The sequence below is a fragment of the Hymenobacter glacialis genome (assembly GCF_001816165.1).
Classification (GTDB): domain Bacteria; phylum Bacteroidota; class Bacteroidia; order Cytophagales; family Hymenobacteraceae; genus Hymenobacter; species Hymenobacter glacialis.
Window position 1 is genome coordinate 1 of sequence record NZ_MDZC01000051.1, and the last position, 19,287, is coordinate 19,287.

At 59.4% G+C, this 19,287-nt stretch carries 19 protein-coding genes; 11 read left to right on the forward strand and 8 right to left on the reverse strand.

Going from position 1 to position 19,287, the window contains the following annotated elements:
- Together BEN48_RS06735 and xerD are read right to left on the reverse strand one after the other, a co-directional pair.
- Positions 1-1,914, reverse strand: a 1,914-nt coding sequence (locus tag BEN48_RS06735; protein WP_193408659.1) for a DNA translocase FtsK 4TM domain-containing protein, incomplete at its 3' end; no start/stop codon positions are given.
- A 310-nt stretch (positions 1,915-2,224) separates the two neighbouring features.
- On the reverse strand, positions 2,225-3,124 hold the full coding sequence (gene xerD / locus BEN48_RS06740) for a site-specific tyrosine recombinase XerD (protein ID WP_070733844.1): 900 nt from the start codon (positions 3,122-3,124) through the stop codon (positions 2,225-2,227).
- Between the two features lie 193 nt (positions 3,125-3,317).
- Here xerD and aroQ point away from each other — a divergent pair, with 193 nt between their 5' ends.
- From aroQ to BEN48_RS06760, 4 genes are all read left to right on the forward strand, one after another.
- Entirely contained in the window at positions 3,318-3,764 is a 447-nt protein-coding gene (gene aroQ / locus BEN48_RS06745; RefSeq protein ID WP_070733845.1) for a type II 3-dehydroquinate dehydratase, read from the forward strand.
- Positions 3,765-3,781: 17 nt separating this feature from the next.
- A complete protein-coding gene (locus BEN48_RS06750; protein WP_070733846.1) occupies positions 3,782-4,849 on the forward strand; it encodes an aminotransferase class V-fold PLP-dependent enzyme in 1,068 nt (355 codons plus the stop codon).
- A gap of 88 nt (positions 4,850-4,937) precedes the next feature.
- Entirely contained in the window at positions 4,938-5,414 is a 477-nt protein-coding gene (rnhA, locus tag BEN48_RS06755; protein WP_070733847.1) for a ribonuclease HI, read from the forward strand.
- An 8-nt stretch (positions 5,415-5,422) separates the two neighbouring features.
- A complete protein-coding gene (locus BEN48_RS06760; protein WP_083320833.1) occupies positions 5,423-6,160 on the forward strand; it encodes a tRNA1(Val) (adenine(37)-N6)-methyltransferase in 738 nt (245 codons plus the stop codon).
- A 63-nt stretch (positions 6,161-6,223) separates the two neighbouring features.
- Here the strand turns inward: BEN48_RS06760 and BEN48_RS06765 are convergent, their stop codons facing one another.
- Complete coding sequence (locus tag BEN48_RS06765) at positions 6,224-7,570, reverse strand: saccharopine dehydrogenase family protein (protein WP_070733848.1); 1,347 nt, start codon at positions 7,568-7,570, stop codon at positions 6,224-6,226.
- 124 nt (positions 7,571-7,694) lie between these two features.
- On the opposite strand from BEN48_RS06765, the gene BEN48_RS06770 reads away from it, so the two are divergent.
- Positions 7,695-8,192, forward strand: a complete 498-nt coding sequence (locus tag BEN48_RS06770) for a cytidine deaminase (RefSeq protein ID WP_070733849.1) — start codon at positions 7,695-7,697, stop codon at positions 8,190-8,192.
- 41 nt (positions 8,193-8,233) lie between these two features.
- Positions 8,234-8,890 (forward strand): alpha/beta hydrolase, encoded by a 657-nt coding sequence (locus BEN48_RS06775; protein WP_070733850.1) that lies wholly within the window; start codon positions 8,234-8,236, stop codon positions 8,888-8,890.
- Positions 8,891-8,907: 17 nt separating this feature from the next.
- Here BEN48_RS06775 and BEN48_RS06780 read toward each other — a convergent pair whose 3' ends face one another.
- The 4 genes from BEN48_RS06780 to BEN48_RS06795 form a co-directional block, all read right to left on the reverse strand.
- Positions 8,908-9,654 carry an SDR family NAD(P)-dependent oxidoreductase gene (locus tag BEN48_RS06780; RefSeq protein WP_070733851.1) on the reverse strand — a complete coding sequence of 249 codons (747 nt, stop codon included), beginning with the start codon at positions 9,652-9,654 and terminating at the stop codon, positions 8,908-8,910.
- Positions 9,655-9,726: 72 nt separating this feature from the next.
- On the reverse strand, positions 9,727-10,446 hold the full coding sequence (gene porT / locus BEN48_RS06785) for a type IX secretion/gliding motility protein PorT/SprT (RefSeq protein ID WP_070733852.1): 720 nt from the start codon (positions 10,444-10,446) through the stop codon (positions 9,727-9,729).
- 32 nt (positions 10,447-10,478) lie between these two features.
- Positions 10,479-11,207: a bifunctional demethylmenaquinone methyltransferase/2-methoxy-6-polyprenyl-1,4-benzoquinol methylase UbiE gene (gene ubiE, locus BEN48_RS06790; RefSeq protein WP_070733853.1), complete on the reverse strand. Its 729-nt coding sequence runs from the start codon at positions 11,205-11,207 to the stop codon at positions 10,479-10,481.
- A gap of 175 nt (positions 11,208-11,382) precedes the next feature.
- On the reverse strand, positions 11,383-13,644 hold the full coding sequence (locus BEN48_RS06795; RefSeq protein ID WP_193408660.1) for an OmpA family protein: 2,262 nt from the start codon (positions 13,642-13,644) through the stop codon (positions 11,383-11,385).
- Positions 13,645-14,048: 404 nt separating this feature from the next.
- Between BEN48_RS06795 and yihA the strand changes: the two genes are divergently transcribed.
- From yihA to BEN48_RS06810, 3 genes are all read left to right on the forward strand, one after another.
- Positions 14,049-14,666: a ribosome biogenesis GTP-binding protein YihA/YsxC gene (gene yihA, locus BEN48_RS06800; protein ID WP_070733854.1), complete on the forward strand. Its 618-nt coding sequence runs from the start codon at positions 14,049-14,051 to the stop codon at positions 14,664-14,666.
- Positions 14,667-14,746: 80 nt separating this feature from the next.
- On the forward strand, positions 14,747-15,190 hold the full coding sequence (locus tag BEN48_RS06805) for an energy transducer TonB (RefSeq protein WP_070733855.1): 444 nt from the start codon (positions 14,747-14,749) through the stop codon (positions 15,188-15,190).
- A gap of 247 nt (positions 15,191-15,437) precedes the next feature.
- On the forward strand, positions 15,438-15,845 hold the full coding sequence (locus BEN48_RS06810) for a DUF6852 domain-containing protein (RefSeq protein WP_241502203.1): 408 nt from the start codon (positions 15,438-15,440) through the stop codon (positions 15,843-15,845).
- 66 nt (positions 15,846-15,911) lie between these two features.
- On the opposite strand, the gene fbp is transcribed toward BEN48_RS06810, so the two are convergent.
- Positions 15,912-16,931 (reverse strand): class 1 fructose-bisphosphatase, encoded by a 1,020-nt coding sequence (gene fbp, locus BEN48_RS06815; RefSeq protein WP_070733856.1) that lies wholly within the window; start codon positions 16,929-16,931, stop codon positions 15,912-15,914.
- A gap of 197 nt (positions 16,932-17,128) precedes the next feature.
- On the opposite strand from fbp, the gene BEN48_RS06820 reads away from it, so the two are divergent.
- Both BEN48_RS06820 and BEN48_RS06825 read left to right on the forward strand, forming a co-directional pair.
- Positions 17,129-18,391 carry an aspartate kinase gene (locus BEN48_RS06820; RefSeq protein ID WP_317043683.1) on the forward strand — a complete coding sequence of 421 codons (1,263 nt, stop codon included), beginning with the start codon at positions 17,129-17,131 and terminating at the stop codon, positions 18,389-18,391.
- Between the two features lie 73 nt (positions 18,392-18,464).
- The gene (locus BEN48_RS06825) at positions 18,465-19,238 is read left to right on the forward strand and encodes an enoyl-CoA hydratase-related protein (protein ID WP_070733857.1); all 774 of its coding nucleotides are present in this window, start codon (positions 18,465-18,467) and stop codon (positions 19,236-19,238) included.
- Positions 19,239-19,287: the final 49 nt, after the last annotated feature.

Below are 19,287 nucleotides of genomic sequence, written 5' to 3' on the forward strand. Positions count from 1 at the left end.
GTGGGGCATCTTGGCCAAATCGGCCACGAACACCTCGTTGGTGATGGTGCGCCCGAAGGCGATGGGCAGGTCCATTTCCGTGCGCGCGAACTTCTCCGAACCCAGCACCGAGCGGATGCTCACCATCTCCTTCTTGGCGTTGGGCACCTCGATGCCGATGGTGCCCTTGCCCGGGATGGGGGCGATGATGCGGATGCCCAGCGCGGCCAGGCTCAGAGCGATGTCGTCCTCGAGGGCCTTAATTTTGGAGATGCGCACCCCGGCCTCGGGCACGATTTCGTAGAGCGTGACCGTGGGCCCGATGGTGGCCTTGATGCTGGCGATGGCGATGCCGTAGTGGCCCAGCGTCTCCACGATGCGGTCCTTGTTGGCCTCGAGCTCCTCCTTGGTCACCTGGGCCTTGGCCTGGCCGTAGTCGTTGAGCAGCTCCAGGGTGGGGAACTGGAAGCGCGCCAAGTCCAGGGTGGGGTCGTAGTTGCCCGGCGGCATGGCGTCGGCGTCCTCGTCGACCACCGCCGCGATGGCCGCCCCCGCGTTCGGGTCCAAATCGTCGCGGCCCGGCACCGTGATTTCGAGGGCACGGGGCGCCGGCGCGGCAGCCAGCGGAGACGGCGCCGCCAGCGGAGCGGCAGCTGGCAGGTCGCCATCGGCCAAATCGGCCAGCGAGAGCGGCGTGGGAATAGCAGAAACCGGCAAGCTGGGCGCGGCTTCCGGCGTGGGCATTTCGATGGAGAAAGCCGGCCCCGAAGCCAGCAGCGGCGCGGCTGCCACCGCCGAAGCCACGGGGGCCAGCGACGCGGCAGACGCGGCCACACTCAGCGGCACGTTCGTGCTCAGGCGGGGCGCGGGCTCAAATTCCGGTTCTGAGGAATCGTACTCCTCCTCCCCTTCTTCCTCCTCAAGCTGCAGGCTGGGCGTTGTAGCCTGCGCTCCGCCTGCCGAAACCGTGCCGCTGGCACTTGCCGTGGAGGCCTGCCCTACGGGACTGCCTTTCGAGGGCGTGGTGGCAACGGCTATGGGCGCAAGGGCAGCAGCCTGCTCGGCGGCGAGCTCGGCTTCCAGCTCGGCGTCTTCTTCAGGGTCCGCTTCGGTGCCGAGGGGGCGGAAACTGGCCAGGTTGATGCTCGTGACATTAAAGAAGAACACCACGAACGATATCAAAGCAAAAGCCAGCAGCAGCACCGTGCCCCAGCCAATGAGGCTATCGAGCCAGGAGGCGGCTTCAAAGCCCACGCCGCCACACAGGAAATCGAGCCGGTGCGCCAGGGCCGGGTCGGCACCGGGCATGGCCAGCGACACCACCACGTAGCCCAGCAGAATGCTCAGCCACGCCATGGTGAACAGCCCCAGCGCCATCACGTAGCTAACGGAGCCCTTGGTGGTTCGGAATACAATTTTATATCCCAGAAAAAAAACAATGGGGATGAGGGCAAACGAGGCAATGCCGAACAACTCATGAATGAACAGCTGGGCCGCCCAGGCCCCCAACAGGCCCAGCCAGTTGCCTGACTCCTGCCCGGCTTCCTTAAGGGGCGTACTGCTCAGGCTCGCCACCACGCTCTGGTCGGCGTGGCCCGTGAACAGGTACGAGGTGAACGCAATGGTGAGGTACAGGCTGGCCAGGAGCAAGCCGAACCCCACGAAGAGGTGAAAGCGACGGTCGCGCAGCAGCGCCAGCGCATTGCTCACGCCCGGCAGGGGCCCACGCGGGGCTCGGGACTGCTTGGGAGCGGCGGGCGCCACACGAGCGGCTTTGGGCACGTTGGTAGCAGCAGCCCGAGGCTCGGGGCGTACCGGAGCGGGTTCGGGGGCCGGGCTATTGGGGCGCGGCTCGTTGCGCCGGGGTTGGCGGGGGTCGGCGGGCCGGTTGGCAGAAGTGCCGGAGGAGGGGTTTTTATAACGATTATCTGCCATTCGGAAGGAGCATAAAGGCCAAATCTAAGCATTTCACGGCGGTTTTTAGCACAATGCAACAACTCAGTGCATGGCTAAACATGGCTCACCAATACTTATTTCATGTTGCTTTACAGCAACTTACGCCAATACTTTCAGCCATTACTTCGCCTTCACGCCTCCGCCAAGCTTGCTGAATCATTTTGCCGCCCGTCGGTAGCACGTTTGCCTTCTTCGATGTGAGGCAACTAGCAATGGGAGGGGCGGATGGGAAAAAGCTGAACGCTGACCGGCACAACGGGCACGCCGTGTAGCCGCCCCTCTCCCCTGCCTAACTACGCGGATGATATTCAGTGATGACCTGCCGCAAATAATCCCGGTCGAGGTGCGTGTAGATTTCGGTGGTGGTGATGCTGGCGTGGCCCAGCATTTCCTGCACGGCGCGTAGGTCGGCCCCGCCCTCAATGAGGTGAGTAGCGAAGGAGTGCCGAAGGGTGTGCGGGCTGATGGTTTTGCGCAGGCCCGCCTGCTCGGCCAGCTTTTTGAGGGTGGTGAACACCGTGATGCGCGAGAGCGGGCGCCCCCGCTGGCTCAGAAACACCACGTCTTCGGCGCCGGGTTTGATGTCGAGGTGCCCGCGCACGCCGCTCAGGTAAAAGTTGAGGTGCTTGAGCGCTTCCCGGCCAATGGGCACCAGCCGTTCTTTATTGCCTTTTCCCACCACTTTCACAAAACCCTGCTCGGCGTAAATGTTGGAGAGGCGCAGGTCGCACAGCTCGCTCACGCGCAGGCCGGAAGAGTACAGCACTTCCAGCAGGGCCCGCGCCCGCAGGCCTTCGTCGGTGCTCAGGTCGATGGCGGACAGCAGCTGCTCCACTTCGGGGTAGCTGAGGGTATCGGGCAGGTGGCGGCCGGTTTTGGGCGCTTCCAGGGTGTCGGTGGGGTCCAGCTTCAGCAGGTCTTCCATGATGAGGAAGTTGTAGAACGCCTTGAGCCCCGACAGCGTGCGCGCCTGGGACGTGGCGCCCAGCCCCAATCCCTGCAGCGTGGCCAGAAAGTCGCGCAGCACAGCCGTGCTCACCTGCGTGGGCCCGGCGTGCACCTGCGCCAACACCAGGAACTGCTGCAGCTTGGTAGCGTCGCGCACGTACGCCTCCACGGAGTTTGGCGAAAGCGACTTTTCGAGCCGCAGATAGCCGTCGAATTGTTTGATTGCCTGGGGCCAAGTCATGGGCAGTTGCTGGGCGTGTAAGGATTAAATTAGTCTCAAAGAACGGCAACAAACCGAACGTCATGCTGAGCGGAGCCGAAGCATCTCGCGTGTGGTGGTAATCCAATTGTTGAAAAAGGATTAGTGGTGGCATGCGAGATGCTTCGGCTCCGCTCAGCATGACGTTCTTTTGTGGACTCACTCTTGCACCACAATGGACATTCTCATCCTCAACGGCCCCAACCTGAACCTGCTGGGACGCCGCGAGCCCGGCATCTACGGCACTCGCTCCTTCGACGATTTTTTTCCGGAGCTGGAAGCCGCCTTTCCCGCGCTCACGCTCACCACATTTCAGTCCAACCACGAGGGCGAAATCCTCGACAAGCTGCACGAAATCGGGTTCACGCACCACGGCATTGTGCTCAATGCCGGCGGCTACACCCACACCAGCGTGGCCCTGGCCGATGCCGTGGCCGCCATTGCCACGCCCGTGGTAGAAGTGCACCTGAGCAACCTGGCGGCCCGCGAGGAATTCCGCCAGAAAAGCCTGTTTGGGCGGCACTGCGCGGGCAGCATCAGCGGGTTTGGGCTCGAAAGCTACCGCCTGGCCTTGCAGTGGTTCGTAAATCAGCAGCCCAAACGCGTCGGATTCCGGGTCTGATTCCGACCTTTGCCCCCATGTATACCTTCAACCCAGGCCCCTCGGCCGTGTACCCCGCCGTTCGCCAGTACCTGACCGATGCCTTCGATGAAGGCTGGCTCTCGGCGCCGCACCGGAGCGAAAAAGTGACGAGCCTGGTGCGGCAGGCCGTTACCGACCTCAAAACCAAGCTCAATGTCCCGCAGGATTTCACGGTCCTGTTCACCAGCTCGGCCACCGAGTGCTGGGAAATACTGGCCCAAAGCCTCACGCCGCGCAAAAGCTTCCACCTCTACAACGGGGATTTTGGGGAGAAGTGGCTGAAGTACGCCCAGGCCCTGCGGCCCGCCAGCACCGGCGTCCGCTTCGGCCTCGACGAGCTACCCGACATCGCCGCCCTCCCCTTCTCGGGCGAGGACACCGACCTGGTGTGCATCACCCAGAACGAAACCAGCACCGCCACCCAGCTCCGCGAGGGCTTTATCCTAAATCTCTACAACCGCCTGGGCAGCGCCCTGCTGGCCGTGGACGCCACCAGCAGCCTGGGCGGGCTCAACCTGAAGTACATCAAAGCCGACATCTGGTTCGCCTCGGTGCAGAAATGCTTCGGCCTGCCGGCCGGCCTGGGCGTGCTCATACTATCGCCACGCGCGGTGGCCCAGGCGCGCACCGTCAACGACCGGGCGCACTACAACGCGCTGCCGGCCATGCTCTCGCAGATACTCAACTTCCAGACCAACTACACCCCCAACGTGCTCGGCATCTACCTGCTGAGCCGTGTGCTGGCCGAACGCGAACCCATCAAAACCGTGCACCAGCACTTGGCCGACCGCGCCCAGAAGCTCTACGACTTCTTTGAGCAGGCTACGCCCCTGCAGCCGCTCATCAGCAACACGGAGGCCCGTTCCACTACCGTCGTTGGCCTGAAAGGCGATGCCGGTACCGTGGAGGAAATCAAGCGCAAGGCCCTGGAAGCCGGTTTGCACCTGGGCAACGGCTATGGCTCCCTTAAAGCAACCACCATCCGCATTGCCAATTTTCCGGCCGTGCCCGATGCCGCTTTTGAGGCGCTGGTAAAGTTCTTTGCCAAGGAATTTCCAGGATAATTTATCAGCAACTGGCTGATATCCAGTTTCTGTGACAAACAGAAACTGGATACAAAAGCTATCCACTAATGGCTAACAGCTTCACCCCATGATTCATTTATTCACCGACGGTTCGGCCCGCGGCAACCCTGGTCCCGGCGGCTACGGAGCCATTCTACGCTTCGGCCCCCACGAAAAGGAATTGACGCAGGGTTTCCGGCGCACCACCAACAACCGCATGGAGCTGCTGGCCGTCATTGTGGGCCTCGAAGCCGTGAACCGGCCCGAGCTGCCCATCCGCGTGGTTTCCGATTCGAAGTACGTAGTGGATGCCGTGGAGAAGAAGTGGGTGTTTGGCTGGGAGAAAAAGCCGGATTTCGGCAAAAAGGCCAACGAGGACCTGTGGCGCCGCTTTCTTAAAATCTACCGGCAGCGCAAAGTCAGCTTCCACTGGATAAAAGGGCACGCCGGGCACGCCGAAAACGAGCGCTGCGATGTGTTGGCTGTGCAAAGCGCCTTAGGCAAAGGCCTGGTGGTAGACGAAGGCTACGAGGCCATTGCCGCCAAAGCCACGTTGCTGCTGTAGCCGCGCCCGTGCCCAACGACTACTTCCAGTTCCAGCAGTTCCGCGTCGAGCAGGGCAACTGCGCCATGAAGGTGAGCACCGACGCCTGCCTGCTGGGCGCGGCCGCCAACCTGGCCAGTGCTACGCGCCTGCTGGATATCGGCACCGGCACCGGCTTGCTAGCCCTCATGGCCGCCCAACGGCACCCCACTGTGGAGATTGTAGCTATTGAGATTGACAAAGCCGCCGCCGCGCAGGCAGCGGCGAATGCAGCAGCCAGCACATGGGCCAGCCGCCTTGCGGTTCATGCCTGCAGCCTGGCCGAATACACGGCCCGGCTATCTCTAGCTGACGCCGACCTTCGGTTCAGCCACATTATCTGCAACCCGCCCTTCTTCAAGGAATCCATGCCCTCCGCGGATGCGGCACGCAATACGGCCCGGCACGTAAGTCCGGAATCGCTCTCGTTTGAAGAGCTGACGGAGTTTTCCGTCCGGTTCCTGGCTCCAGGGGGCCGCCTGACGGTGTTGCTCCCGCCACCGGAAATGGTACGCTTTGCACAGGCAGCCCTGGCGGCTGGGTTGGCGCGCACCAGCTGCCTGCTGGTGCGGCACCGGCCCGGCGGGCGCGTCACGCGGCACATCAGCGAGTACGGGCGCGACAACGTGGCGTTGCAGGAACGGGAATTGCTTATCCACCCTGGCACCGGGCCGGAATACACCGAGGCCTTCCGGGCACTGCTGGCAGGATTCTACCTGGCTTTTTAAGGGCTAACGCCGTTCTGACAAGTGGGTTGAGCAAGCCGAAAGGCGGTTGTGCCAGCTTCCAGCTCATCGCTCCTCCTCCGTGAATGTGATGCCGTAGTCCCGAGCCAGTTCGTCCAGTATGGGCTCGTATAGAGACGCGTGTACTGGAATGAGTACGCCGCGCTGCGGCACCTCGCCCCGGGCCAGCCGGCGCACGGCCATGCCCAAGGGCAGGCCCACGGTTTTGGCCATGCCAGTATGGGTGGCGTCGTCGCCTTCCACGGCCAAAGACGACGTTAGCCAGCGTGTCTGGCCATCCAGCTCGAACTCGAACTGGTGCTGCATCACAATCAGGTCATGGTCGTGGGGCTGAAGCTGCCACTTCTCACTGAGCAGCCGCTCCAGCAGCTGGGCGGGCGTGGCCTGGGCTTGGCCCACGGGCCGGTTCGAGAACAAGCCCAACCAATTCAACCGGCCCATTTCCTCGCCGGTGGGGTCCAGCCCAAGGTAGGCAGCCAGGCGCGCCGATAGGTCGAGGTGCGGCAGTTGAGCGGCGGGCAGGTAGGCTTCGATGAGCTCAGCCCAGGTCATGGCACTGGGATTTTCCAGGCTCACGGTGTCGTCGGTGAGTCCCAGGCGCACCAGGGCCTGCCAGGCAGCGCAGTAGCCCGGCCGGCGCAGAGTGCCCCGCAGAATGGTTGGAATATCTTCCAGGCCGTAAGGGGCGCGGTAGCTCAGCGAGTCGCGGTTGGCGTAGCCCTCGAACTCGCCGTAGCCGGGCACGGCCAGCGTTTCGGTGCGGGAGAAAAGCTGCTGGTAGGGAATAAAGCGCGGCAGGTTGTTTTCAAGGAATTTGGCAGTGCTTTGACCCGCCAGCACCACGTTGCGCGGGTTCCAGGTGAATTTGTATTGCCAGGGATTGTCGCCTTCGGCCGCCGGAGCCAGCAGCCCCCCGCAGTACGATTTAAACGAAGTGAGGCGCCCGCCCCGGGCCCGAATGTGCTCAATGGCCCGCATGGCCGACATGTGGTCCAATCCGGGGTCGAGGCCGCACTCCATGAGCAGCGTGACCCCAGCGGCAACGGCTTCCGCGTGCAGCTCCCGCATTTCCGGGCTCACGTAGCTGGCCGTGGCCAGGTGCCGGCCGTGCCGCACGCACACGCGGGCCACCACGGGGTGCAGGGCGGCTGGCAGCATAGAAATCACCACGTCGGCCTGGCCCACCAGCTCTTCCAGCAGTGCTGCATTTTCCAGGTCGAAGGGCACCGCGCGGGCGTATTCTGTGTGAGCGGCCAGCACGGGTACCAAGTGGGCCGCGTTGGCATCGGCCACCGTCACAAACCAGTTTTCGGTGGGCGCGTGGCGCAGCAGGTATTGAATAAGGGACGAGGCCGAGCGGCCCGCGCCCAGCAACAGCAAGCGGGTAGTCATGCGGCAAAAGTAGGGCGGAAGTGGTTTGCCACTTGCGGAATGCGGGATTCAAGAAAGTAACTGAATCCATTCAGCCCCCATTTAACCTGTGGTCGTTACCTTCGCCGCCCATTATTTCCATTTCATGGCCCGTATTTCCCGCCAGCAGCTCATCACCTACGAAGAGCTGGACACTGCCACCGACTTACTCCCCACCGAGCAAGCCCTTTGGCAGGCCGCCCGCGACGCCACCAATCAAGCCTACGCCCCCTATTCCCGATTCCATGTGGGGGCCGCGCTCCTTCTGGCCGACGGCACCATCTTTCGGGGCACCAATCAGGAAAACGCGGCCTATCCCTCTGGCCTTTGCGCGGAGCGCACCGCGCTGTTTGGCCTCGCGGTCAGCCAACCCGACCACGCCCCCATTGTGGGGATGGCAGTGGCCGCCCGCCCCAGCAGCGGCAACTTTGGCCCGGCGCTGCCCTGCGGCGCCTGTCGGCAGGTAATGCTGGAGTACGAAACCCGCCAGGGCCAACCCATCCCCCTGCTCCTGCCCAGCCGGGCGGGCACCATCTATCGGTTCAACTCCTTGGCGGACATCATGCCGTTCAACTTTTCGGCCGTTGACTTGCCCATGATTTAAGGCCCCTGTGCCCTCAACGCCCGGCACCAGCCACCATTGCCATGACCGAACATCACCTCGCCGTTACGCGCACTGCTCGGTACTACCAACAGGGCGAGTTGTCGGCCCAAACCCGGCAGGTGTGGTTTGTGTGCCACGGCTATGGGCAGTTGGCTGCGTATTTCTCGCGCCACTTTGCTTTTTTGGCAGCCGCCAACCCCGATACCGTCATCATTGCTCCCGAGGGCCTCTCCCGCTTTTACCTCCAGGGCAATGGCGGCCGCATGGGCGCCAGCTGGATGACCCGCGACGACCGTCTGCACGAAATCGACGACCACATCGGCTTTCTCAATCAGCTGGCAGAAAATGTGCTGGCCGAGTGTCCCGTAGACATTCACATTACCGTTCTGGGTTTCTCACAAGGCACGGCTACCGTGACTCGCTGGCTCACCAGAACGCCTATACGGCCCCATCACCTCATTCTATGGGCGGGCAGCTTCCCCGAGGATGTTGATGCTACCCTCGCGCAACAGCTACTTTCCGGCCTGAAAACCACCCTCGTTGTGGGTACCGATGATGAATACATCTCCGTTGCCCAAGCCACCCGGCAGCAGCAGTACCTGGCCGGATTAGGCGCAATATCTCAACTCATCACCTTCGCCGGCAAGCACGAGCTTAACCGCGCCGTGCTAGAGCAGCTAGCCGGCTCCCAACGGTAAGCCCGTTTCCAAACGTATTATTTGCGCACAATGGTAGTCGCTGCTCCCTGAGCACCCGCCAGCACCAGCACTTCGGCAATGGTCACGTGCGAAGGCCGGGTCACCATAAACACAATGATGTCTGCAATGTCCTCGGGCCGCAGTGGCTCGAAGCCTTCGTACACCTTGGCCGCCCGCGCCTCATCGCCCTTGAAGCGCACCTGCGAAAACTCGGTTTCCACCGCGCCGGGGTTCACCTCGGCTACACGCACTCCTGTGGGCAGCAGGTCCAGACGCATTGTTTTAGTCAGCATGCCCACGGCGGCCTTACTGGCGCAGTACACGTTGCCATTGGCGTATGCTTCCTGGCCCGCTACCGAGCCCACATTGAGGATGAAGCCGCTTTGCCGGGCCGTCATGCCGGGGAGCAAAGCGTGGGTAATGTTCAGCAAGCCGCGCACGTTGGCGTCGAGCATCTGGTCCCAGTCGGCAGGGTCGCCCGCCTGAATAGGGGCCAGTCCGTGTGCCCCCCCGGCGTTGTTCACCAATACATCCGGGGCCTGCAGGGCGGCAGGTAGCGTAGCCACTGCCGCCTGCACCGCCGCCCGGTCGCGCACGTCAAACACCAAAATATGAACCGGCGTAGGCGCCAGTTGGGCGGCCAGCTCCTCCAGCCGCTCGCGCCGCCGCCCCGTTACCACCAGCTGGAATCCTGCTGCCGCAAGCGCCACCGCCGTGGCCCGCCCAATACCCGAGGAGGCACCGGTTATGAATGCTGTCCGCATAAAAAGTTGTCGGTTTGTGGTCGTCAGGTAGTACGCGGAGGGGGCTGGCAACTGCCAACCAGCAGCTGACAACTAATTTTGGATGTTGATATAAAGCGTAACCGAATTGGTGCTCATGCGTTGCAGGCTGCGGCTAAACACGTTGTCATCAGCCACCAGCAAGTTGCGCAGGCCATGCGAAAAACGCAATTCGGGCGCCAGCTTAAACAGCGGGTAAAACAAGTCGAGGCCAACGCCATATTCCAACGTCAGGTCACTGTCCAGGGCCCGGAGCTGGTTTTTCAGGGGGTCGCTGCGCCGGTTGCTGGCCGTCAGGTTGGGGCTAAGTCCGCCAATGAGGTACACCCGGCTGTTGCGGCGGCGGTCCGATTGGTATTTCACCAGCAGGGGAAATTGCAGCACCGTGGAGGTCACCTCCTGGGTCACAATGGAATCGGCGTTGGGATAACCCCGCGGCTTAAACTCAACGCTACGCGTCTGGAAGCTCACGCCGGGTGCCAATCGCAGCACAAACGGCGACTCTGGCGCACCCAGCCGCGCATCGCCGATAAAGCCTACGCCGAGGGTAGGGCTTATCACAGAGTTGGCCGTCACGTTCTGGTTATTGATGTAGTACTGCGACTGCTCAATAAGGAACCGCGAGCCGGTGAAAGCCACATACATGCCCGGATGAAACCACCGGTCATCGTACGCCGGCAGGTTTTTCACCGTAATGGACTTCACCGAGCCGCCTTTGCCCCGGGTAGCTTTGGAACTGGACTTGCGCTGAGCCGAAGCTGCAGCAGGCAGCAAAAAAACCAGTAAAGCCAGGAGACCAAGCCGATTTAGTTGTGGGCGGTATAAATTGAGCTGATACCGAAGGTAAGTGGTTGCCATGCAGGTTCTTTAAAGCCGACTTTAGCCAGTATGGCCAGGAAATCGGAGCCATCGGGGAATGCCTGCACCGAAGCGGGCAGGTAGGTATAGGCGGAGTTGTCCTTTGATATCAACTTGCCAAAGACAGGCAGCACCCGGCGGAAGTAAAAATTATAGGCTTGCTTGAGTGGAAACGCCGTGGGCTTGCTGAATTCTAGAATGACGAGCTTACCGCCCGGCCGCAGCACGCGGCGCATTTCAGCCAGGCCAGCCTCTAGGTGTGCAAAATTGCGCACGCCAAAGGAGGCAGTCACCGCGTCAAACTCGCCGTCCTTAAACGGCAGGTTCTCGGAGTCGCCTAGCTCCAACTGGATGCGGTGGCCCAAGCCTTTTGCGGCCAGCTTACGCCGGCCCACTTCCAGCATGCCTTCCGAAATATCCACCCCCGTAACGTGGGCATCGGCGGCGGCAGTGCGCAGCGTTTCAATGGCGAAATCGGCGGTGCCGGTGGCAATGTCGAGGATACGCGCCGGACGCAGCTCCTTGAGCTCATCTACCGCCTTACGCCGCCAATAGATATCGGTGCCCGCGCTGAGGAAATGGTTAAGAAAATCGTACTTGCCCGCGATGGAGTTAAACATCTGGGCAACCTGCGATTTCTTATCGGCGGAATTGTCTTGGTAGGGTACTACAGCCATGAGCGGGCGCAAAGAACGGTAATGGAAAGAGAAAATTGTCTTCCCCCAACGCCCAACAGGGCAAGATTGTTAGAATAGCCCGCCCCAACGGAAGGACTCGGGCGGTAAAGCCTTATAAAAAAAGCGGGCCGGACAAACTGCCCGGCCCGCTCCCCTACCTACAAATCATCAACGACTACTCGTTTTTGGTTTTGATTTTGGTTTTTTCGCCCGAAGCGTCTTTGGCTTTGCCATCCAATTCACCGTTTTTGGTTTTGGTTTTGGTATCGCCGGCAGCGCTCTTGGTCTTCACTTTCACTTTGTCCGAGTCCTCGTCAACCTTGGTTTTCACCTTGGTGCCGTCGGCCATTTTCACTTTGCTCTTGCCTGGAGTCAGGGGGACAGCGGTGTTGGTACCCGAGCCCATGCTGCCAGTGGTGTTGGTTCTAGTACCCGTACCGGTGCCCATGCCAGTGCCCATGTTAGGCATGGTAGCGCCTTCCTGTAGCAGGGCTTTGAACTCAGCACGACGGTTGAGCTGCATGTTCTCAGGCGAATCGTTCGGCGCAGCCGGACGACGCTCACCGTAGCTCACAGTAGTCATGCGAGCCGCGGACACACCTTTTTTCTTGAGGTAGTTGTAGGCTGCATCAGCACGATTCTGGCCCAGCACCATGTTGTACTCGTCGGTGTTGCGCGAGTCGCAGTGGCCTTCAATCGAAATATTGACGCCCGAGTTGGCCATCAGAATCCGGCTGATTTCGTTCAGACGAGTAATCGACTCTGGACGCAGCTTGTACTTGTCGGTGTCGAAGTAGATATTCTTCGATGCCAGCATGTTGTTCGACGTGGTGTCGATGTAGTTTACGTAGAAGTTCTTCGTGATGGTCGTTGAATCATTCGTCGACACGGGCACGGCAAACTCCTGCGTTTCAATGTTCTGACCATCCTTGCTCACGGCTACCTGGTAAGTACGGCCCGAAAGCACGGCCACCTGGTAAGCGCCGTCGGGCTTGGTGATGTCACGGAAGCTCAGAGCCGTCTTGTCGGCCTGGGCACCGGTGAACACCAGCTCCACGCCGGGAATCACCGTCGTGCTGTCGCGCGACGAGAACACCTTGCCCTGGATAATGGCGTTTTTGATGTAGTTGATGGTGTAGATGTCCTTCTCACCGTAGCCACCAATGCGGTAGCTACTCAGGTAAGCGTACGAGCCATCGGGGCTCAAACGGTAGTAGGAGTCATCATCGGGCGTGTTGATGGGGTAGCCCATGTTTTCAGCCTGGCCCCAACGACGGGTTTCCTCGTTGTATACCGACTTGAAGATGTCGTAGCCGCCCATGGTGTTGTGGCCGCGCGACGAGAAGTACAGCGTTTTGCCGTCTCGGCTCAGGTATGGGCTATCGTCGTCGTACTTCGTGTTGATAGCACCACCCATTGACTTGGCTGGGCCAAAGTCACCGTTCACATTTGAACGAGTCGATACGTACAGGTCGAGGGTGCCGTCTTCCGAGTAGCGACCGGTTGCGAAATAGATAGTCAGGCCGTCGGGTGTAATGAATGCATCAGCCTCGTACGACTTGGAGTTGATGTTGCTGCCCAAAGGCTTGGGAGCGGTCCATTCACCGGTGCTGCTTTTTTCCGACACGAAAATGTCACCATTGTTGTCGTTGCGATACATCAACAGCTTGGTGTCGTTGTCGAACAACTGAGTCGAAGCATCGTGGCCTCTGCCGTTAAGAGCAGCACTCAGCGAGCGGGGCTTCTCCCAGTTTTCGTCATCGATGCGCTTGGCTTCGAAGATGTCTTCGTAGTACTCGCCGTCGGCAGCAATGCTCTTGTTCTTCTTGTCGCTGGGCTTGCCGGCAGCACCGGTCACGTTCTCACCTCGCGAGGTAAAAAGCAGCGTCCGGTCATCTGCAGAAATCACGGGGCTGGCCTCCGAGAACTGCGTGTTGATGGTGGGGCCCAGGTTCTTCACGAAGATGTCCTTCGGGGAGTTGAACTGGACCTTAGCGTTTTTGCTGTGCTGGATGAGCTGCGCGAGTTCTTCTTTGCGCTGGTCGTTTTTCTTCAGCGTGGCGTTGTAAGCCTGGAAGTGAACTACGGCCTCGTCGAAGTTGTAGTTGAGGTGGTCAACGCGACCAAGCCAATACTCTACGTCTTTCGAAACCTTCGGCTTCAACTTTTGGGCCTTGTAAATGTAGTCGCTGGCCTTTTCCTTGTCGAAAGACATGTAGGAAATGCCGGCGTTGATCAACGCTTTGGCATTGTTCGGGTCCTTGGCCAATACTTTCTCGTAATAAGGAAGGGCAGCGCGGTAGTTTTCCTGCTCGAAGAACTTGTTGCCGGACTTTAGGTCCTTACGCGTGCTTTGCGCCTGTGCCGGAGCGGCGATAGAGGCAGTGAGGGCAACAGCGCACGACGCTTGCAGTAACCTTCTGGATAAGTTGTCCATTGGAGGAGTGATTTGAAAAAAAGTAATTCTGAAGGGATATTACGAAAGGAAGGGGCTACAGGCGGTCTGAACAGCAGGCTTTATTGGGGGCTTATACTGAAAAACTGCTGTAGGGTTAGGCGTTAATGCCCATATGCAAAGAAGGTAACCGTATGCCACCGTCTAAATCTAAAAGTGTAGGATGCTTAAGATGTAAATGGGAGTACGGGTCGGCAAAGATAGGTTTTTGCTCACCAAATGCTGTTTCCAGCAAAATCGCGGCTTTTCTATGGCGTGCAATTACGGCATTAATCTTCCGCCGGATTTGCAGATATGCCGCGCAAATATAGAAGCAGCAAGGAAATAGCCATTCATTCCGGCGTAATTTTACGCTTTCTCTCGCTTTTATTATTGCCCGTAATTCAATGGTTATTCACGATGCCAGTTTCCTGACCAGTAATTCCCGGGCCGACCTTTGCCCAGCACCCATTGTTCCCGAATACGCCTTTATTGGCCGTTCGAACGTGGGCAAGTCCTCTCTAATCAATATGTTGACGGGCCGCAAAGGGCTGGCCAAGACGTCCTCCTCCCCCGGCAAGACCCAGCTAATCAATCATTTTTCCATCAACGACAAGTGGTATCTGGTCGATTTGCCCGGTTATGGGTATGCGAGAGTGAGTAAAACCTCGCGTGCCGAATGGGCCAAGATGATAAATTACTACTTGCGCAACCGCACTAACCTAATGTGTGTGTGCGTGTTACTTGATTCGCGCCACCCCCCGCAGGCCGCCGACTTGGAATTTATGGAGAAACTGGGCGAAGAAGGCATTCCCTTCGTCATGATTTTCACGAAGACTGACAAGCAGTCCACCTCGCAAACGAAGGCGTTGGTAACAGATTACTTGAAGAAGATGAGCGAGATATGGGACGAGTTGCCCCGATATTTCCAAACTTCGGCCGAAACCGGACTGGGCCGCGACGAAGTACTGGCGTTCATCTCTGAAATAAACAAACAATGGGCCCCGGAGACGGATAACGCCTAAAAGTTGGTCCCTAAATTGCCTCGTACGGACCACTGGCACCGGCCATCTCATTTCCTTGCTTTCCTTCTTTCTTATAATTTATGACTACTACATCCTCTATTTCTCTCCTGGCCCTCGGCTTGATGCTGGCCGGTACTGCCCCGGCGTTGGCTCAAACGGCTCCGGCCCAAGCCGAGAAGGGCACTGGCCTGGGCGCGGCGGGCAAGGTGATTCCTATTGCCGAGTACTACGAAGGCGGCCAGGAAGCCATGTATGCTTTCATTGCCAATGAGCTAAAATATCCGCTCACGGCCAAACGCAACCGCATACAAGGCCAGTGCATTGTGAGCTTCACGCTCAACCCCGACGGCACCATGATGGGCATCAAGCTGGTGAAGCAGGTGGGTGGCGGCACCGGCGAAGAAGCCCTGCGGGTGGTACGCCTGCTCAAGTTTAAAAAGCCCGAATACCCTATCCTAACCAGCTTGCCCATCGTGTTTAAGCTGGGCGTAACCGGCTCCAACGCGACCGAAGGCGGGGAATAGCTTACTTTTGGATGCGCAATGAAGGCGGAGGAATGAAAAATTGGGGCGACCCAGGCTTTTCATTCCTCCTTCTTTATTTCTTCATTTTCCATTTCATTTTTTACAAGATGCCCTACGAATTGCAAGAGTTGGCCGCCATCAGCGGCATGCCCGGTCTGTACCGCTTAGTGCGCGCCGCGCGCCACGGCGTCCTGGTTGAGAGCCTGACGAAAAAGCTACCCGCACGCTGGCGCCAGCCCGCAATAAAGTGTCGCTGCTGTCGGAAATTTCCATTTATACGCAGGACCCCGACCAGACTGTGCCCCTCTCGGAAGTGTTTGAGCGCATTCACCAGCAGCACGGCGGTACCTCGCCGGTTACCTCTAAGTCGAGCGATGACGAGCTGACTGCCTTCATGGCCAGCGTAATTCCTGACTTTGACCGTGACCGGGTGTACCTGTCCGACATTAAGAAACTGACTACTTGGTTTGGTATCGTAAGCAAGCACGTACCCTACCAGGAAGCTGCCGCACCAGAGGCAGCCGCTGAAACCGAGGCACCCGCCAGCGAAGAAGCTGCCCCCAAAGCCAAGCGCAAAGCCCCGAAGGCCGACGATGCGGCTTCGGAAAGCACCGATGCCGCACCGGCTAAGAAAAGCCGCAAGAGCGCCGAGTAGCACTCACAATGCGCACAAAAAAGCCGCCTCTGGCTCAGAGGCGCTTTTTTGTGCGCGTTAGGGTTATTATTTAGTAGCGACGGCCTTCTTCTCTTTGGCCAGAAGGGCCTCGGCCTGCTCCACCAGTTCCATACTGCCGATGAATACCGGGCAGCGCTCGTGGGGAGTTTTGGGCTCAATTTCCATGGTGCGCTGGTAGCCATTGGAGCTTTTACCGCCGGCTTGCTCTACAATGAAGGCCAGGGGGTTGCACTCGTACATGAGGCGCAGCTTGCCCTTGGGGTTTTTGGCGGTGGCGGGGTAGATATAGACGCCGCCCTTGAGCAGGTTGCGGTGGAAGTCAGCTACCAGTGAGCCAATGTAGCGGGCCGAAAAGCTGTTGTCTTTGCACTCCTTAACGAATGCTGCGACACCGGGCGAGAACGACTCGGAGCTGCCTTCGTTGATGGAATAGATGTTGCCGGTTTTAGGCGTCTGAATGTCGGGATGGGAGAGAAAGAATTCACCCAGCGAGTGCTCGTAGGTGAAGCCATTGACGCCGTTTCCTGTGGTGTACACCAGCATGGTGCTGGAGCCGTAGATGACGTAACCCGCGGCTACCTGATGGGTGCCCGGCTGCTGGCAGTCGGCAGCCGTGCCATCGCGGCCGGTGGGCGATACGCGGCGGTAGATGCTGAAAATAGTGCCGATGCTCACGTTCACGTCAATGTTCGACGAGCCGTCGAGCGGGTCGATGGCCACCACGTACTTGCCCTGGTTGTTGCCGGTCTGAATCATCTCATCGTCCTCCTCGGAGATGATGGTGCATACTTCGCCGCCGTTGCGCAGGGCGCGAATGAAGCGGATGTTGGCAATGACGTCGAGCTTCTGCTGGTCTTCGCCCTGCACGTTCTGGCTGCCGTAAGCGCCAGCAATATCGATGAGGCCGGAGCGGTTAATTTCGCGGTTTACAATTTTTGCGGCCAGCGCAATGTCGCGCAGCAGCTGCGACAATTCTCCCGTGGCGTAGGGAAAATCCTCCTGCTTGCGCATGATGAAACGGTCGAGGGTAGTGCCAACGGGCAGGGCCAGTTTGTTGTGGTCCATGGGGATGGAAATATCGAATATGAAGGGGCGGGAATGCCTTGCAAAGCTACTCGCGGAAGGCTGAAATTCTTTGGGCAGGATGAGGCAGCGCCCAACACTTCATGGTTTTATACGCTCCGGCCAGGGCAGCCAAGGCAGTTGGAAACAAGTTTCTGAAGCGCATTCGGTGAAGCCTGAGGGCCCGCTTACCTTTGCCGATGATGGAAAATATACAGGTGTATAAGTTCGGCGGGGCGTCGGTAAAGGACGCGGCGGCCATTTTAAACCTGCGGAGCATCGTGCAGGCCCACTCCGGCCCGTTGCTCGTGGTGGTATCGGCAATGGGTAAAACAACCAATGCACTCGAAGAAATTTTTGACTTAGCCTTCACGGGCCAAGACTACAGCATTGCGCTGGAAAAGCTGGCGGATTTCCACCGCACCGTGGCCAGCGCCTTGTTAAATAAGCAGGAGGTTGACCTTGTGCTGAACGAGTCCCTGGACGGCCTGCAGCGGCAATTAACGAAGACGCGAGCCAATCCCGATAACTACGACCAGCAATACGACCAGGTGGTGAGCTACGGGGAGCTGCTCTCATCGCGAATTGTGGCAAGGGCTGTGAACGGCAGCTGGCAGGATTGCCGCAACCTTATAGGCACGGACAATAACTGGCGCGAAGCGCGCGTGGACTGGACCACCAGCGAAGCTAACTTGTGGGCTATGCTACGTGGAAAAGAAACCTCCCTCGCGGCAGGGAGCCCCGTGGTGACCCAAGGCTTTGTTGGCCGAAGTTCCGACGGCCATACCACTACCCTGGGCCGCGAGGGCTCCGACTACACGGCCGCTGTCCTGGCCTACTGCCTACGGGCCGAGAGCGTGACCATCTGGAAAGACGTGGCCGGCTTGCTCAACGCTGACCCCAAGATATTCGCGGATACCGTGCGGTACCCGGAAATTAGCTACCGCGAAACCATTGAAATGGCCTACTACGGCGCGTCGGTCATTCACCCGAAAACGCTGAAGCCGCTGGCCGACCGCAATATTCCCCTGCGGGTGAAGTCGTTTCTGGACCCGGAGGCGGAGGGCACGCTCATTCACGACTGCCAGCACCCAACGTTGGCCCCGGCCTTTATTCGAAAAACGGACCAGACGCTGCTGTCCTTCGCCAGCAAGGATTTCTCGTTTATCTCGGAGGAGAACATGGCGGTGATTTTTGCGGCGCTGGCGCAGGCCAAGCTCAAGATTAACGTGATGCAGAACTCGGCCATCAGTTTTTCGGTATGCGTCGACTACTCGGAGCGACGGGTGAGCCAGCTGCTGGACGTGCTGCGCGAGCAGTTCACGCTGCATTACAACACGGGCCTCACGCTGTTTACCATCAAAAATTACGATGCAGCGAGCATTGCGCGCCTCACCGAAGGCAAACGGCTGCTCCTGGAGCAGCGCACGCGCAGCACCTTTCAGTTTGTTTGCGCTGCGTAGTGGGGCCTGCAACCCTCGCGCCCATCCTTATTTATTTCACCCGCGAACCGAGAGTTCGCGACACACTTACCTCATGGAATTTATTCTCGTTACCCCCCAGGCCCGCCCGGCCGTGGCCCTCATCCAGCTCAACCGGCCCAAAGAGCTGAACGCCCTGAACCTGCAGTTGATGCAGGAAATTCGTGATGCTCTGAAGGCGCTGGACGAGGACGACGCCGTGCGCGTGGTGGTGATAACGGGCAACGAGCGCGCCTTTGCCGCCGGGGCCGACATTAAGCAGATGGCCGGTAAAACCGCCATTGATATGCTCATTACCGACCAGTTCAGCACCTGGGACCAGATTCGCAAGTTCCGCAAGCCGCTCATTGGGGCTGTGTCGGGGTTTGCGCTGGGTGGCGGCTGCGAGCTGGCCATGACCTGCGACATGCTCGTGGCCTCGGAGACGGCCCAGTTCGGGCAGCCCGAAATCCGCATAGGCACCATGCCCGGCGCCGGCGGTACCCAGCGCCTCACGCGCGCTGTGGGCAAGGCCAAAGCCATGGAAATGGTACTTACCGGCGAGTTTATCTCGGCGCAGGAGGCGCACCGCGTGGGGCTGGTAAACCGCGTGGTACCGGTGGGCCAGTACCTGGAGGAAGCCTACCGCCTGGCGGCCAGCATTGCGGCCATGAGCCCGGTGGCAGCCCGGCTGGCCAAGGAATCGGTGAACCGCTCGTTTGAAACCCATCTGGACGAGGGGCTGCATTTCGAGCGCAAGAACTTCTACCTTACGTTTGCTTCCGAAGACCAAAAAGAAGGCATGGCAGCGTTTGTGGAAAAGCGCAAGCCGGAATTTAAGGGCCGTTAGTCTGGACCGGCCGTTGTGCCTCATGAAGCTGGGCGTAGCATAACGGCCG